At 68.0% G+C, this 16,083-nt stretch carries 10 protein-coding genes; 6 read left to right on the top strand and 4 right to left on the bottom strand.

Translation table 11 applies throughout. The features are described from left to right. The first annotated feature begins 15 nt into the window (after window positions 1-15). Genes LZ586_RS03925 through LZ586_RS18105 form a run of 4 tightly spaced genes read left to right on the top strand, consistent with a single transcriptional unit; the run spans window position 16 to window position 3,807 of the window. Complete coding sequence (locus tag LZ586_RS03925) at window positions 16-519, top strand: (2Fe-2S)-binding protein (protein ID WP_235078378.1); 504 nt, start codon at window positions 16-18, stop codon at window positions 517-519. After that, a complete protein-coding gene (locus tag LZ586_RS03920) occupies window positions 516-1,502 on the top strand; it encodes an FAD binding domain-containing protein (protein ID WP_235078377.1) in 987 nt (328 codons plus the stop codon). Before LZ586_RS03925 ends, LZ586_RS03920 begins: the two co-directional genes overlap by 4 nt. Next, window positions 1,499-3,175 (top strand): xanthine dehydrogenase family protein molybdopterin-binding subunit, encoded by a 1,677-nt coding sequence (locus LZ586_RS18210; protein ID WP_319938046.1) that lies wholly within the window; start codon window positions 1,499-1,501, stop codon window positions 3,173-3,175. Before LZ586_RS03920 ends, LZ586_RS18210 begins: the two co-directional genes overlap by 4 nt. After that, window positions 3,130-3,807: a molybdopterin cofactor-binding domain-containing protein gene (locus LZ586_RS18105; RefSeq protein ID WP_261346033.1), complete on the top strand. Its 678-nt coding sequence runs from the start codon at window positions 3,130-3,132 to the stop codon at window positions 3,805-3,807. Before LZ586_RS18210 ends, LZ586_RS18105 begins: the two co-directional genes overlap by 46 nt. Before the next feature lie 26 nt (window positions 3,808-3,833). Here the strand turns inward: LZ586_RS18105 and LZ586_RS03910 are convergent, their stop codons facing one another. The 4 genes from LZ586_RS03910 to LZ586_RS03895 form a co-directional block, all read right to left on the bottom strand. Next, the gene (locus LZ586_RS03910) at window positions 3,834-5,474 is read right to left on the bottom strand and encodes a DUF5597 domain-containing protein (protein ID WP_235078376.1); all 1,641 of its coding nucleotides are present in this window, start codon (window positions 5,472-5,474) and stop codon (window positions 3,834-3,836) included. 2 nt (window positions 5,475-5,476) lie between these two features. Continuing rightward, window positions 5,477-6,565 (bottom strand): glycoside hydrolase family 43 protein, encoded by a 1,089-nt coding sequence (locus tag LZ586_RS03905; RefSeq protein WP_235078375.1) that lies wholly within the window; start codon window positions 6,563-6,565, stop codon window positions 5,477-5,479. Window positions 6,566-6,676: 111 nt separating this feature from the next. Then, on the bottom strand, window positions 6,677-7,888 hold the full coding sequence (manD, locus tag LZ586_RS03900; RefSeq protein ID WP_235078374.1) for a D-mannonate dehydratase ManD: 1,212 nt from the start codon (window positions 7,886-7,888) through the stop codon (window positions 6,677-6,679). Then, a complete protein-coding gene (locus LZ586_RS03895; RefSeq protein ID WP_235078373.1) occupies window positions 7,888-10,290 on the bottom strand; it encodes a glycoside hydrolase family 3 N-terminal domain-containing protein in 2,403 nt (800 codons plus the stop codon). The genes manD and LZ586_RS03895 overlap by 1 nt, the downstream gene beginning before the upstream one ends. 129 nt (window positions 10,291-10,419) lie before the next feature. Between LZ586_RS03895 and LZ586_RS03890 the strand changes: the two genes are divergently transcribed. Both LZ586_RS03890 and LZ586_RS03885 read left to right on the top strand, forming a co-directional pair. Further along, on the top strand, window positions 10,420-12,549 hold the full coding sequence (locus tag LZ586_RS03890; protein WP_235078372.1) for an alpha-glucuronidase family glycosyl hydrolase: 2,130 nt from the start codon (window positions 10,420-10,422) through the stop codon (window positions 12,547-12,549). Window positions 12,550-12,784: 235 nt separating this feature from the next. Continuing rightward, complete coding sequence (locus LZ586_RS03885) at window positions 12,785-16,039, top strand: TonB-dependent receptor (RefSeq protein WP_235078371.1); 3,255 nt, start codon at window positions 12,785-12,787, stop codon at window positions 16,037-16,039. Window positions 16,040-16,083 lie beyond the last annotated feature (44 nt).

Genomic DNA, 16,083 nt, shown 5'->3' with positions numbered 1-16,083 from the left:
GCCGGAGGAACGGTGATGGCGATCATGATCAACGGCGCAGCGGTTGCGCCGCCCGAGGATGCCCGTGTCTCGTTGCTCGACCTGCTACGAGAGCGGCTGCATCTCACCGGCACGAAGGTCGGCTGCAATCAGGGTGCCTGTGGTGCCTGCACCGTCCTGATCGACGGCGAGCGCGTGCTTTCCTGCCTGACCCTGGCCGTGCAGGTCGACGGCCGGGAGGTCACGACGATCGAAGGTCTGGGCAGCGAAAGCGAACCGCACCCGCTGCAGACGGCGTTCATCGAACATGACGGGTTCCAATGCGGCTATTGCACGCCGGGGCAGATCTGCGCGGCCACCGCCATGCTCCGCGAGATCGAGCTTGGGCTGCCCAGCTACGTCACTTCGGATCTGACCGGGAATGCGTCGATCTCGCGCGAGGAAATACGCGAGCGGATGAGCGGCAATCTGTGCCGATGCGGCGCGCATAACGGCATCGTCGATGCCATCCTCCAGGTCGCGCGGGAGCGGGTGGCATGAACCCGGTGACGTATCTTCGCGCCGGATCGTTCCAAGACGCGGCAGGTCTCGCATCGGGCGATGCGGCTGCCCGCCTGCTCGGTGGCGGCACGAACCTGATCGACTTGATGCGCAAGGGCATCGAGCAGCCGACCCGGCTGGTCGATGTCAGCATGGTGTCGACCATCATCGAACCGAGTGCCGCGGGCGGGCTGATGATCGGAGCCTCGGCACGCAACAGTGCCGTGGCGGCGCATCCGATCGTCCGCGAGCGCTACCCCATGCTCGCGCGCGCGGTGCTGGCCGGCGCCTCCGCGCAGATCCGCAACATGGCGACGGTCGGCGGAAATCTCATGCAGCGGACGCGCTGTCTCTATTTCCAGGATGCCGCGGGCTCCCGCTGCAACAAGCGTGTGCCGGGCAGTGGGTGCGACGCGATCGGCGGGTTCAACCGCTACCACGCCGTTCTCGGCGCCTCGCCCGACTGCATCGCCACCCACCCGTCCGATATGTGCGTCGCGCTGGTCGCACTCGACGCCGTGGTACATGTCGCGGGGCAGGGCGGGGCGAGGGTCATCCCGCTGGTCGACTTCCACCGCTTGCCCGGCGATCGGCCGGACCAGGAGACCATGCTCTCGCCTGGGGAGGTGATCGTCGCAGTCGAACTGCCTGCACCCACGCTTGCGCGCTCGTCCTATCGGAAGGTTCGCGACCGGGCGAGCTACGCCTTCGCGCTGGTGTCGGTCGCCGCAGGGCTGACGATGCAGGATGGCCGCATCGACGATGTTCGCATCGCCTTTGGCGGCATCGGCACCAAACCGTGGCGTGCCCTCCGCGCGGAGGCGTTCTTGCGCGGCAACCCCGCTACGCCGGACGCCTTCGCCGCGGCGGCCGCAGCGGAACTTGCCGAGGCGACGCCGCTGCCGGGGAACGCCTTCAAGATCGAACTTGCGGCACGCACGCTGGCCGCCGTGCTGGGGCAACTTGCTGGAGACGACCGATGAGCCGGATGCAGAACGTCGTCGTTTCGTCGGTCAAGACCGCGCTGGGCTGGGTGCCGGCGCAGTGGCTGCCGGGCGGGAAGCCCGATCCGCTGATCGGACGCAGTGCGGCTATCGGTCGGCAGGGTTCGCGGCTGGACGGGCCTGAAAAGGTCGGTGGCCGGGCACAATTCGCCGCCGAAGTGGCGATGGAGGGGCTTTGCTATGCGAGCCTGGTGCACGCCACGATCACGCGCGGGCGGATGACTCGCCTGGATACCTCCGCCGCCGAGGCTGCGCCCGGAGTGATCCTGGTGGTCACCCATCGCAACATGCCGCGCATCAGCCCGGTCCCCCTGATCGGAGTCACCAACCTCTCCGCAGTGGGCAACAGCAGCCTGCCGATCCTGCAGGACGACGCGGTCCATTATAACGGGCAGGTGGTCGCGGCGGTGCTCGCCGAGACCCAGGAACAGGCCGACCATGCCGCGTCGCTGATCGAGATCGACTATGCGGCCGAACCCGCCAAGACTCGCTTCGACGAAGCCAAGGCGCAGGCGCGCACCCCGGCGTCAATCCTGATCGAGAAGAACCAGGTGTCGGTGGGCGATGCCGAGCGCGAGCTGGGCCGCGCGGCGCACCGGGTGGACAATCTCTACCGCACGCCCGGCCACAACCACAATGCGATCGAGCTGCACGGCGTGACGGTCGCGTGGGACGGCGACACGCTGCTCGTCCACGACGCCACCCAGATGATCGCCCCCAGCGCCAACGCGCTGGCGAAGCTGTTCGGCCTAAAGCCCGGCCAGGTCCGCGTGCTTTCGCCGTTTGTGGGCGGCGGCTTTGGCGGCAAGGGCCTGTGGGACCACCAGATCGTAGCGATAGCGGCGGCGCGGCTGGCCGGGCGCCCGGTCCGCCTCGTGCTCGACCGCGAGGGCGTGTACCGCATGATCGGCGGGCGCACGCCATCCGAGCAGCGCGTCGCGCTCGGCGCGGACGCCGACGGCCGGTTCACTGCGCTGATACATACCGGCTATTCGATCATGCCGACTTACGGCGCTTGCCCGGAGCAGTTCAGCCTGAGCGCGCGGGCGCTGTACAGTTCTAAGAGCTTCGAGATCGTCCAGCGCCACATCGACCTCGCCATCGTTCCCAACACCTATATGCGCGCGCCGGGAGGCGATCGGCACCTTCGCAGTGGAGTGCGCCGTCGACGAACTCGCGCATGCGATGGCGATCGATCCGATCGAGCTGCGCCGCCGCAACGAGCCCGAGCGCCACCCGATCCACGGCGACGCCTTCTCGCAGCGCGCGCTGACCAAGGCCTATGCCGACGGTGCGGCGCGGTTCGGCTGGGAACGGCGGGCGGCGACCCCGGGCACACGCCGCGAGGGCGAATGGCGCATCGGCATGGGCTGCGCGAGCGGCAGCTTCCCTATGCGCGGATGCCCGGCGCCAATGTCCGGCTGACGCTGCACGGCGACGGGTCGGCCACGCTCGCCTCGTCGGCGCAGGAGATGGGCATGGGCACTGCCACCGTCCAGGTCCAGCATGCCGCCGACCGGCTCGGATTGCCGGTCGAGGCGGTCCGCTTCGACATGGGCGATTCCGCGCTCCCGGCAGGGCCGATGGCGGGGGATCGTCGCAGACGGTGTCGATCGCCGCGGCGATCATGGCCGCCACCGACAAGCTCGTGAGCGAGCTGCTTCGGCTCGCCGGCAACGACAGCCCACTCGCCGGGCTGCGCGCGGCCGATGTCCGGCTGATCGACGGCGGAGTCGCCTCGACCGAGGACAATGGGCGCCACGAGAGCTACCGCTCGATCCTGGCCCGCGCCGCCCGCGACGCGGTGACCGTCACCGGCACCGGCAGCGCCCCGCTCGAGATGCTCAAATTCGCGATGCACAGCACCTCGGCGATGTTCTGCGAGCTGCGGGTGAGCGACGTGACCGGGGAGATCCGCGTCGACCGCCTGCTCGGCTCGTTCGACTGCGGCACGATCCTCAACCCCAAGACCGCCGCCAGCCAGTTCCGCGGCGGCATGATCATGGGATTGGGGCTGGCGCTGACCGAGGAAACGCTGTTCGACGAACGCAGCGGCCGGATCATGAACGCGACGCTCGCCGACTATCACGTGCCCGTGCACCTGGACGTGCCGGAGATCGAAGTGATGTGGACCGGCATTCCCGATCCGCGCTCGCCGCTGGGCGCGCGCGGGATCGGCGAGATCGGCATCACCGGAGTCGCCGCCGCGGTCGCCAACGCCGTATTCAACGCCACCGGCAAGCGCGTGCGTGACCTGCCGATCACGCTCGACAAGCTGCTTTGAAGGACAGGCTGTGCCGACCGCGCCGGTCAATCGTAACGGTAGAGCTTGATCCGCTGGATCTGCCATTCGTCGTTCAGGCGGATGTGCCGGCCCTGGTGAGTCTGGTCGCCATTTAGCAGCCGGCCGCGCACCCAGCGTCCCTGGGCGTCGAACACGCCTTCCTCGGCCGTGGCGAATCCGGCGAGCGCCGGACCTTGCCCGACCGGCTTGGCCGTCACGGTGATCCCGCGCCCGGCGACCAGATATTCCTCCGGGCCGATCTGGATGATCATGCCGCCGGCCTTGCCCGTGTCGGGCCCGGCCTTGGGGGCGATGATGTCGGCAAACGCGACGGTGAACCGGTAGCCCCCGATGGTGCGTACCTGGGGTTCATAGACCAGCGTTTCGTCATACAGCGCATGCGGCTTGAACCCGGCAATCCGCCCGGTGCCCTGTGCGTCGAGAATATAGGGGCTCAGCTGGCGCAGCACGCCATAAGCGGCGCCAAGCGGATGGTTCGCCTCCGCGTCGATCGACTCGATCGAGAACGGGCCGAAGCCGATCGCGTCCTTCTGGCCAAAGGCGTAGAAGGCGTTGGCCGGTACGTCGAAGCGGTCGGCGTTGTTCGCCTCGGGCACGAACAGCGGGTTGTCGGGCCGGGTATAAAGGTCGACGATGTGCGTGAAGTTCGGGAAATAGATGTCGGGCGCCAGCAGGTCGATCGACGGCGCGCCGGCCTTCCAGACATCGATCAGGTGCGGCAGCGGGCCACCGCTCGGATACTCGCCGGGTGCGCGGCCCGGGCGGTTTAGCGCCACGTTGACGTACATCGGCATCGCATACGCCGCCTTGCCCGCGCGCGTGAGCGCGTCGGCGAAGCGCGCATAATGCCACGCGGTGAACACTTCCTCGGCGGCGTCGCCGCGCCCGAACAGCTCGGTCCAGCTGCCGCTGGTGCGGGCGCCGTTATCCTCCCACAATTGCTTCATCTCGGGCACCAGCGACGCGCGATGCTCGGAAAGGTAGCGGGTAAGCGCGGCCGGCACCGGCTCGCGCCAAGCCGCCTGCGCCAGCGGGCCGTAATCGCGCGCGACCGGCAGCATGCCGATCTCGTTCTCGACCTGAGTCATCACCACGGTGTGCTGGCGTTCGTCGGTCGCGCGGATGTGCGCCATCAGCGCGGCGAAGGCGCGCGCGTCGGCGGCGATCATCTCGGGCGAATGCGCCGACAGGATCTCGACGCCCTGGCCGTTGGGCCGCTGCGCGCGGGGAAAGCGCGTCGCGTCGCGCTTCACCCATTCGGGCACATAGGTCGACATGCTGTTCTTGTAGGCGCCGAACCACAGCACCACGATCTTCAGGTCGTTGGCGCGTGCCGAGCGGATCAGCGTGTTGACGCTGCTCCAGTCGAACTGCCCCTCGCGCGGCTCGATCATGTCCCATTGGATCGGCGCGAGCACGGTGTTGAGGTTCAGCGCGCGCAGCCGCGGCCAGTGCGGCTCCATATAGACCGGGCTGGACGCGCTCGAATTGCCGAGTTCGCCCGCGATCAGCAGCATCGGCTTGCCCTGGACGTGCAGCTGGGTGGCGGTGCCGTGGCGCACCAGCACGGGCGGATCGGCTCGGGCGGCGCCGGCGGCAAGGGCGGCGGCCAGCGCCGCCCCGGCCATGATCGTGCGGGTCCGCACGGTCAGCGGACGAACGGGTCGATCATCTGGATCGTGCCGTCCGCGTTGAAGGTCAGCGGCGTAACCTTCACGTTGCGGAGGTAGTTCTTACCCGAGCGCTGGGTGTCGTGGTAGAACAGGTACCATTTGCCGCCGACCTGGGTGACCGAGTGATGCGTGGTCCAGCCCTGCACCGGCTTCAGGAAATGGCCGCGGAACTTGAACGGGCCATAGGGGGTGGTGCCGGTGGCGTAGGCCAGCATGTGCGTGTCGCCGGTCGAGTAGGTGAAGTAATAGGTGTTGCCGCGCTTGAAGGTCCAGCTGCCTTCGAAGAAGCGGCGCTGGTGATCGCCGCCCAGGATCGGCTTGCCGGCTTCGTCGAGGATCTGCACGTCGCGCGGCGCTTCGGCGAACTGCTTCATGGTGCCGTCCAGCCGCGCGATCTTGGCCGACAGCGCCGGCTTGTCGTCCTGCTTCAGGTCGGTATCGCCGCCATTCGGGTCATAGCTGCCGGTCGCCCAGCGCTGGAGCTGGCCGCCCCAGATGCCGCCGAAATACATGTAGCTCTGGCCGTCGCTGTCGGTGAACACCTGCGGGTCCATCGAGAAGCTGCCGCGGATCGCCTCGGGTTCGGCCTTGAACGGGCCCGTCGGCGACTTGGAGGTCGCGACGCCGATGCGGAACACGCCCTGCGGATCTCGGGCGGGGAAGTAGAGATAATAAGTGCCGTTCTTGTAGGCGGCGTCGGGCGCCCACATCTGCTTCGACGCCCAAGGCACGTCCTTCACGTCCAGCGCGACGGGGTGCACCGTCACCTTGCCGCCGATCCGGTCCATCGACAGCACCCGGTAGTCGCGCATCGCGTATTGGGTGCCCAGGTCATCGTCCGGCACGCCGGATTCGATGTCGTGGCTGGGATAGACATAGATGCGGCCGTTGAAGACATGCGCGGAGGGATCGGCGGTGAAGATCTCGCGCGTCAGCGGCTGCGACAGATAGCGCGCGTTCGGCGGCGGCGTGGCGTCGCCATCCTGGCGCGCGGTCTGGGCGTAAAGGGCAGTGCCGCCGGCAAGCGACAGCGTGATCGCGGCAAGGGCGCTAAGGCGAGACATGAGTGTACGTCCTTCTCCTGGTGCGCGGCCATCTTTGCGGCCTGCGCAAGTGTTCGGTAGCGCTACCATAACGCACAATTCGCCCCCGGCAAGCACTTGCCGAGCGTCGGCTCACCAGTCCCAGACGGTCCCGTCCTCGAGCCGGTTCACGGGTAGATAGGCGCGCTTGTACTCGTACCTGGCGGCAAGCGTCTCATCGATGTCGACGCCCAGCCCGGGGCCATCGCCCGGGTGCATCAGCCCGTCGGCGAAGCTGTAGCCATGGGGGAACACCGCGTCGGTCTCGGCGGTGTGCGGCATCAACTCCTGGATGCCGAAATTGGCCACCGACAGTCCGAAATGCAGCGCCGCCGCCATGCACACCGGCGACAGGTCGGTGGCGCCGTGGCAGCCGGTGCGGACATTGTGGATCGCCGCGAAGCTCGCCAGCCGCTTCAGGTGGGTGATGCCCCCGGCATGGACCACCGTAGCGCGGATATAGTCGATCAGCTGTTCCTCGATCAGCTGCTTGGCATCCCAGATCGAATTGAACACCTCACCGACTGCAAGCGGCGTGGTGGTGTGCTGACGGATCAGCCGGAAGTTGGCCTGGTTCTCGGCCGGAACCGCGTCCTCGATCCAGAACAGCCGATAGGGCTCCATGTCCTTGCCGAGCCGGGCCGCCTCGATCGGCGTCAGCCGATGATGGACGTCGTGGAGCAGGTGCACGTCCCAGCCAAGCGCCTCGCGGCCCGCCTCGAACAGGGCAGGGGCCGAACGCAGATACTTCGATGTCGACCACAGGCTTTCGGTCGGCAGGTCGCCATCAGCCGGCTCGTAGCGTTGGCCGTGCTTGGCGACGCCATAGGTCGCGGCGAGCCCCGGGACGCCAGACTGGAGCCGGACAGCCTTATAGCCTTGCTCGACATGCCGGCGAGCGTCGTCCAGCGTCTCCTCGACGTCGCGGCCATTGGCATGGCCGTAGACCATGCACCCTTCGCGGCTGGCGCCGCCGAGCAGCTGGTACACCGGCAGGTTCGCGATCTTGCCCTTGATGTCCCACAGCGCCGTGTCGACGGCAGCGATCGCCGCCATCGTCACCGGGCCGCGCCGCCAATAGGCGCCCTTGTAGAGATACTGCCAGACATCCTCGATCCGGTGCGCATCGCGCCCGATCAGGCACGGCGCGACATGGTCGGCAAGGTAGCTCGCGACTGCCAGCTCGCGCCCGTTCAGCGTCGCGTCGCCCAGCCCGTATACGCCTTCATCGGTCTCTATCTTCAGCGTGACGAAATTGCGTCCGGGGCACGTGACGATGACGCGCGCGGCGGTGATCCGGGGCATCAGGCGATCTCCAGCGCCGCCGACTTGAGATCGGCCGAGTTCGGCCCGGCCATGATTGTGAAGCGGCCGGGCTCGACCACTTCCTCGAGGCTGCGGTTCCACAGTGAGAAGGCGTTCCGGTCGAGCGTGATCCGCACCGCCCTGCTTTCGCCGGGAGCGAGCGTCACCCGCTGGAACCCGACCAGTTTCTTGACCGGCTGCGTGACGCTGGCGACTTCGTCGTGCAGGTATAGCTGCACCACTTCGTCGCCGGCGCGCTGGCCGGTATTGCGGACCGTCACCGTCACCTCGACCGATCCTTCGCGGCCGATGCGCGGCTGCGACAGGACAGGGGCGCTCATCTCGAAGCTGGTGTAGCTCAGGCCGTGGCCGAACGGGAATAACGGGCTGGCGGTGTCGAACAGATAGCCGCGCCCGACGCTGGGCTTCGCGTCGTAATAAAGCGGCAGCTGGCCGACATTGCGGGCGACCGTCACCGGCAGCTTGGCGCCGGGATTGACGTCTCCCCAAAGCGCGTCCGCCATCGCGGTGCCGCCTTCCTGGCCGGGATACCAGCAGCCGAGCACGGCATTGGCCTTCGCCACCACGTTGGGCCAGCTCGGCGGTCGGCCGTTGATCGCGCATACGACGATCGGCTTGCCGGCCGCGTGAAGCGCGTCAAACAATTCGTTCTGCTCGCCGACCAGGTCCAGGCTGGTGCGGTCGCCCAGATGGTTCTTGGCAAAGCCTTCGCGGCTGGTCTGTTCGGTGTCGCCGATCGCCAGGATGACGACATCGGCGCCGCGCGCGACCGCCACCGCCTCTGCTATCAGGCGGCGGTTCTCGGCGGGATCGGCCAGGTCCACGGCATCCGCAGACCGGTCCTCGGAACGCGTGATGAACACGCCCTGCGCATGAACGACTTCGGCCTTGCCGCGCAGCTTGGCGCGAATGCCCTCGAGCAGCGAAATCGCCACGCGCGGCTGACCCGAATAGCCACCCAGCCGCGCGACCGCCGCATTCGGGCCGATCACTGCGACCCGCTTATGCGCACCGGGAGCCAGGGGCAGAGTGCCGTCATTGGTGAGCAGGCACAGTGAACGGTGCGCGGCCTTCAGCGCCAGCGCACGGGCTTCGGCATTGCCGGTCAGGCGGTCGGCAGTGCGCGCATTGGCATAGGGGTTCTCGAATAGTCCGGCACGGAATTTGAGCGCCAGGATGCGTCCACAGGCCGCGTCCACCGCCGCCTGCGCCACGCGGCCGTCGCGAACCTGCGCCACCAGCGTGCGGAAGGCATTGCCGTCGGGCAGTTCGCTGTCGACGCCGGCTGCCAGCGCGGCGCGGGCGCTCTCCTCCTTGTCGGCCGTGACGTGGTGGATGGTCGCGAGTTCCTCGACGGCGCCGTAATCGCTGACGACCGCGCCCTGAAAGCCCCATTCGCCGCGGAGGACGTCGGTCAGCAGCCATTTGTTGCCATGGCTCGGCACGCCGTCCAGCTCGTTATAGGACGGCATCACCGCGGCGATGCCGGTGCGCTCCACCACCGCCCGGAACGGCGGGAAGAAATGCTCGCGCAACTCGCGCTCGGCGATCGGCGCGGGGCCGATATTGTTGCCCGCCTGAGGCTGGCCGTGCCCGGTCATGTGCTTGAGCGTCGCGAACACCTTGCCCGGCGCCAGCGTCGTGCCGTCGCCCTGCAGCCCGCGCACTGCCGCCACGCCCATCTCGGCGCAGACATAGGGATCCTCGCCGAACGTCTCCTCGATGCGTCCCCAGCGCGGATCGCGGGCGATGTCCACCACCGGCGACAGCGCCAGGTGGCTGCCATGCGCGCGCACTTCGCGGCCGATCACTGCCTGCACGTCGTGCATCAGTTCGCGGTCGAAGCTGCCGGCCATGCCGATCGCCTGCGGGAACATGGTCGCGTCGGGCGCCATGTATCCGTGCAGCGATTCCTCGTGGAAGATCACCGGGATGCCCAGCCGTGTCTTTTGCGTGGCCCAGCGCTGCACCGCGTTGACGAACGCGATGGTGGAAGCGCCGCCGCGCCAGCGCGCGCCGGTGTCCCCGGCCACCGCGGCGATCTGCGGTCCCCCGCGCCGGTCCGACGGACGCGTCACCTGGCCGAAGCCGTGGGGATAGTTGGCGCTCGCCTTGGCCGCGTCGAAGTCGAGCCCGCCTTCGGCCATGATCTGCGACTTGGTCCCCCATAGCGAGATGATCTGGCCGACCTTCTCCTCGAGCGTCATTTGCCCGAGCAGGTCGCGTACCCGCAGGTCCACCGGCGCGCGTGCGTCCTTGTAGACCGGGCCGGCGGCGGCGCGGGCGACGGCGGGATGCAGCGCGGCGACCGATGCCGAGCCGAGCCAGCCGAGCAGCGCGCGGCGGCTGGGGCGCAGCCCCGAAAATTCGCGGGTAGCCATCGATATCCTCTCCTTCGGCACTTCCGGCCGCACGGCGGCTCGGGCCGCCTTGTCATTGGTAACGCTACCATGATAGCCATGCCGAAATTGTCAAGGCTGCGCCACGAAGCGGCGGCCGCCAAAGGAGAGATGATGCGTCGACTGGTCGCACGATGTGCCGTGGTTCTCGCCTTGATGCTCGGCGCCGCGCCGGCCTCGGCCGAGGACGGCTACGACCTCTGGCTCCGCTATCGCCCGCTACCCGCCGCGCAGGCCGCCGCGCTGCCGGGCGCGGTCGCCGCGCAGGAGCAGGACCCCACCATCCGCGTCGCCGCCCAGGAGCTCGAGCGCGCGCTTGCCGGGCTCCGCGCCAATCCGCGGGAAGGCGGGCAGGGCGCGATCGTCATCGGCACCGCCCGCTCGCCCCAGGTGGCCGCGCTCGGCCTCCCGCTCGCCGGGCTCGGCGACGAAGGCTATCTCCTGCGCAGCGCCACGGTCGCCGGCCGGCCGGTCACAGTGATCGCCGCCAGCCGCCCCGCCGGCGTCCTCTACGGCGCCTTCGCGCTCATCCGCCGCCTGCAGCTTTGCCAGCCGCTCGACCGCCTGAATGTCACCGACCGCCCCAAGGTCAAGCTGCGCATCCTCAACCATTGGGACAATCTCGATCGCAGCGTCGAGCGCGGCTATGCCGGCCAGTCGATCTGGGACTGGTGGCGGCTGCCCGACGCGAAGGACCCACGCTACATCGACTATGCCCGCGCCAACGCCTCGCTGGGCATCAACGGCACCGTGCTCAACAACGTCAACGCCAAGGCCGAGAGCCTGACCGCGCCGTATATCGCCAAGGCCGCCGCGGTGGCCGACACCCTGCGCCCCTACGGCATCAAGGTCTATCTCTCCGCGCGCTTCTCCGCGCCCATCGAGCTGGGGGGCCTCAAGACCGCCGACCCGCTCGACCCGGCGGTGCGCGCCTGGTGGAAGGCCAAGGCCGACGAGATCTACCGCACCATTCCCGATTTCGGCGGCTTCCTGGTCAAGGCCAACAGCGAGGGCCAGCCGGGCCCGCGCGACTATCACCGCAGCCATGCCGACGGCGCCAACGCGCTCGCCGCCGCGGTCGCGCCGCATGGCGGCATCGTGATGTGGCGCGCCTTCGTCTATGCCGAGACCGACCCGGAGGATCGCGCCAAGCAGGCCTATAGCGAGTTCAAGCCGGTCGACGGCAAGTTCGCCGACAATGTCCTGGTGCAGGTCAAGAACGGCGCGATCGACTTCCAGCCGCGCGAGCCGTTCCACCCGCTGTTCGGCGCGATGCCCAAGACGCCGATGATGATCGAGTTCCAGATCACCAAGGAATATCTCGGCTTCTCCACGCACCTCGTCTATCTCGGCACGCTGTTCGCCGAGACGCTGGAGGCCGACACCTTCGCCAAGGGCCGCGGCTCGACCGTGGCCAGGGTCGTCGACGGATCGCTCGACGGGCACCGCCTGTCGGGCATCGCCGGGGTCGCCAATATCGGCCGCGACCGCGACTGGTCGGGCTCGACCTTCGACCAGGCCAATTGGTACGCGTTCGGCCGGCTCGCCTGGAACCCGACCGCGGACCCACGCGCCATCGCCACCGAATGGGCGGGGCTCACCTTCACGCCCGACCCCACCTTCGTCCGGCCGGCCGTCGAGATGATGATGGGCTCGCGCCAGGCAGCGGTGGACTACATGACGCCGCTCGGCCTCGCCCATCTGATGGCGACCGGCCATCATTATGGCCCGGGGCCGTGGGTGTCCGATCTGGCGCGCCCCGAGTGGAACCCGACCTATTACCACCGCGCCAACGCGAGCGGCATCGGCTTCGACCGCACCCGCACCGGCAGCAACGCAGTCGCGCAATATGCCCCGCCGGTCGCGCGCCGCTTCGCCGACCCCGGCAAGACCGGGGAGGACCTGCTGCTGTGGTTCCACCATGTCGCGTGGGACCGGCGCATGGCCGACGGGTCGACGCTGTGGGACACGCTGGTGCGCCGCTACGATCGCGGCGTGACCGCGGTGGGGACGATGCGCCGGCAATGGGACGCGCTGCGCCCCCATGTCGATGCCGAGCGCTGGGAGCAGACCGCCGCCTTCCTCAACGTCCAGGAGCGCGAGGCCCGGTGGTGGCGCGACGCCAGCATCGCCTATTTCCAGTCGATCAGCGGCCGTCCGCTGCCGGCCGGCACCGCCCAGCCCGAGCATCCGCTCGACTGGTACAAGGCGCAAAGCTTCCCGTTCGCACCCGGCCACTGAGCGCACCGGGCCAAGCCCCGCCCTTCTTCGTCATCCCGGCCTCGAGCCGGGATCCCGCTTCTTCTGCCAGTTCGAGGCAGAGGGATACGTAACCCTCACCCGCCACCCCAACCCTCAGCAACCCCGCGGCACCCCATTGACACCGGTGCGACACCCGGCTTACCAATAATGTGACCGCTACCATGATCGGCCCAAGCCGACGTGCACCAGCACATGGCGGTCTTGGGAGGATGTAATGACTGATCGCGCTACCATGCTCGCCGTGCGCCGTCCGCTGGCGCTCGCCACCACCTTGCTGCTGACCACCGCCGCTTGGCCGGCCTTCGCGCAGGCGCAGACGCAGAGCGCGCCCACTGCCTCGTCGAACAGCACCGCCGACACGCCGGCTTCGGCGGCGCAGGACGGGGCAGGGCAGACCGCCCCCACTCAGATCGACGATGCCGGCGCGCAGGCGCAGCCCGCCGACCCTTCGGCCACCGGCAACGAGGACATCGTGGTCACCGGCTACCGCGCATCGCTGCAGAGCCAGACCAACGCCAAGCGCAACTCGATCGGCTTCACCGACACGATCTTCGCCGAGGATATCGGCAAGTTCCCCGACACCAACATCGCGGAATCGGTCAACCGCATCCCCGGCGTGACGATCGGCCGCGAAGTGACCGGCGAGGGCACCAACGTCGCGATCCGCGGCCTGGGCACCAACTTCACGCGCGTGCTGCTCAACGGCGCGCCGGTGGCCATCGCCAGCGTCCGCTTCGACGCGCAGAGCACCAACCGCGAAGTCGATCTCGACATGCTCCCGACCGAGCTGTTTACCCAGCTCACCGTCAGCAAGTCGCCGGTCGCCAGCCAGGTCGAAGGCGGCGCCGCCGGCACCGTCAACCTGCGCTCGGCCCGTCCGTTCGACAATCCCAAGCCCTATGTCAGCTATGCGCTGCAGGGCACCAAGAACAGTGGCGCCGACAAATGGGGCTATCGCGGCCATGTGCTGGCCAGCGCCACCTTCGGCAATTTCGGCATTCTCGCCGGCGCCTCGCTGGCGCGTAACGAGTTCCGCGTCGACGGGTTCGAGACGATCGGCTGGACCAACCCCAACCTCACCACCCCGCCGGCGGGCGCCACCCCCGCACAGATCGCGGCGGCGCAGTGCCGCACCGCCTGCAACAGCACGGGCGGCGGCAATTTCACCATTCCCGGCACCGTGCCCGTCAATGCCGGCAACGGCCTGACGCCCGGCGCGGTTCTCAACCAGGAGGCGCTGCTCGCGCTCAATCCAGGCGCCAACATCACTCAGATCGACAATGGCCTGATCCCGCGCCTCGGCCGTCCGCGCACCGAGATCGGCTATCGCGACCGGCAGAGCTATCTGGCGTCGGCCGAATGGCGGCCCAGCGACGCGCTGCATTTCTATGTCGACGGCATGTACGGCAAGCGCACCAGCGAATTCACCCGCACCGCGATGAACTTCGTCGGGCGCAACGGCGCGTCGATCCCGATCAACACCACCTATGACCGCAGCGACTGCACCACCGGCTGCGTGGTGACCGGCGGGACCTTCGCCAACGCGCAGTTCTTCCTTGAATACCGCCCGTACCGCGACGTCCAGGATTATTGGGGCGTGAACCCCGGCCTCGACTTCGAAGTCAACGAGTGGATCAAGGGCGACCTGCAGGCGAACTACACCAAGAGCAATTTCCGCCGCGAAAGCCCGACGGTGCTGGTGATCACCCCGCCGAGCAGCGGGACGACCGCCACTTATGTCAACGACGGCACCATTCCGCAGATCACCGCCAACATCGATCTCAACGATCCGCGCAACTTCGGCTGGGCCGGCGGCGGCCGCGTCAATTTGAACGGCGAAGAGCGCCAGACCGAGACCAAGGGCGTGCGCGGCAGCCTGTTGTTCGGCGACGCGAGCCGCTTCAGCATTCGCGTCGGCGGCGCCTTTGACGACACGAAGCGCCGGATCACGCCGTTCGACAACACCAATCCCTGGCAGAACGCGATCTGCGGCAACGGCATCAACATCTCGCTGCTCGCGCCGAACACCGGCACCACGCCGTGCACCGGGCTCAACCAGCCGGGCACCGTCGCACCGACCGGTTTTCCGACCTTCCCGGGCTATGGCACCAACGCCACAGTCGGCGGGCCGCCGATCACTTATGCCGGCTCGCTGATCCCGACCGCGGCGGTGCCGAGTTACCTGCTGCCGGGTGAGAACGGCTTCATCACCGTCGACTGGAACAAGTTCCGTTCGGCCACCAACTACGACACGCTGCTGTCGCAGGCGACCGAGACCGGTGCGGGCAGCAGCGGCGCCAATGGCGGCCTGATCCGGGAAAAGGTGACGGGCACCTTTGCCGAGGCGAACGGCATCTTCGACATCGGCGACAACACGCTGCGGCTGAACGGCGGCATTCGCTATGTCCGCACCGAACAGATCGTCGGCGGCCGCGTCAGCGTTCCCGATCCGCGCAACACGCTGGCGGGCGGCGCGACGTTGCCGGACGGTGGCCGCTATCCCAACGTCAACACCTTCCCGAATACGCGCACGCTGTATTCGAACTTCCTGCCCTCGGCGAGCATCGCCTTCGACTTCGCGGGCAAGGCAGTGGTGCGCGGCTCGCTGTCGAAGACGCTGACTCGGCCCGATCCCAACGCGCTGCTGCCGGGCGCCAGCTTCGTCCAGCCTTCGGCGGACATCGGCACCGTCGGCAACAGCGCGCTCGATCCCTACATCTCGACCAACATCGATCTGGGCTTCGAATATTATACCGGCGGGGAAGGCGTCATCGCCTTTGCGGCGTTCCGCAAGTCGATCACCGGCTTCACCGTCAACGGGCTCAACACGGTGCCGTTCTCGTTCCTCGATCCCTACGGCATCACGATCGATTCTCTCACTCAGGCACAGCGTGACGCGCTGGCGGCGCGGGCTCAGCCCGGCCAATCGCTCAGCTCGGTGCCGATCGTCATCCAGCAGCAGGTCAACTCGGACGGCAAGCTCAAGGTGAACGGTCTGGAATTCCAGATCACGCAGCCGCTCGACTTCCTCACCCGCTACATCGGCGTCGAAGGCTTTGGCTTCCAGGGCAATCTGACGCTGATCGACCAGAAGGGGGAGGGTGCCGGCGCGCCGGCGGTGGCGATCGGCGTCGCCCCGACCACCTACACCGCGACCGGCTATTACGAAGGCAACGGCATCTCGGCGCGGCTGACCTACACCTTCAACGAAGGATCGCAGAGTTCGGGGCTCAACCAGAACGGGCTTCCCGCCGCGGCGATCTTCGGCCGCGATTACTCGCAGCTGGATTTCTCGGGCAATGTCGATCTCAGCAAGATCCTGGGTGCCAAGTATCTGCCGACCCTGGTGCTCAACGTGATCAACATCACCAAGGAAGCGCAGAGCAGCTACTTCCAGTTCGAGAACGCGACCTTCAACGAATATAATCCGGGCCGAACGGTCCTGGTCGGTATCCGCGGCCGGTTCTGATCGTCCGCTTTGAGCTCCCACTAGGCGGCGGACGACCCCTGTCC

It is taken from the genome of Sphingomonas sp. S2-65, assembly GCF_021513175.1.
Lineage (GTDB): Bacteria > Pseudomonadota > Alphaproteobacteria > Sphingomonadales > Sphingomonadaceae > Sphingomonas.
Note: the sequence above shows the minus strand (reverse complement) of the source record. Positions and strands in the feature narration are given on the sequence as shown.

Bases quoted from the DNA above. Each gene is read 5' to 3' on its own strand.
- LZ586_RS03925 (WP_235078378.1), top strand. From the start codon at position 16: ATGGCGATCATGATCAACGGCGCAGCGGTTGCGCCGCCCGAGGATGCC.
- LZ586_RS03920 (WP_235078377.1), top strand. From the start codon at position 516: ATGAACCCGGTGACGTATCTTCGCGCCGGATCGTTCCAAGACGCGGCA.
- LZ586_RS18210 (WP_319938046.1), top strand. From the start codon at position 1,499: ATGAGCCGGATGCAGAACGTCGTCGTTTCGTCGGTCAAGACCGCGCTG.
- LZ586_RS03905 (WP_235078375.1), bottom strand. From the start codon at position 6,565: ATGTCTCGCCTTAGCGCCCTTGCCGCGATCACGCTGTCGCTTGCCGGC.
- manD (WP_235078374.1), bottom strand. From the start codon at position 7,888: ATGCCCCGGATCACCGCCGCGCGCGTCATCGTCACGTGCCCCGGACGC.
- LZ586_RS03895 (WP_235078373.1), bottom strand. From the start codon at position 10,290: ATGGCTACCCGCGAATTTTCGGGGCTGCGCCCCAGCCGCCGCGCGCTG.
- LZ586_RS03890 (WP_235078372.1), top strand. From the start codon at position 10,420: ATGATGCGTCGACTGGTCGCACGATGTGCCGTGGTTCTCGCCTTGATG.
- LZ586_RS03885 (WP_235078371.1), top strand. From the start codon at position 12,785: ATGACTGATCGCGCTACCATGCTCGCCGTGCGCCGTCCGCTGGCGCTC.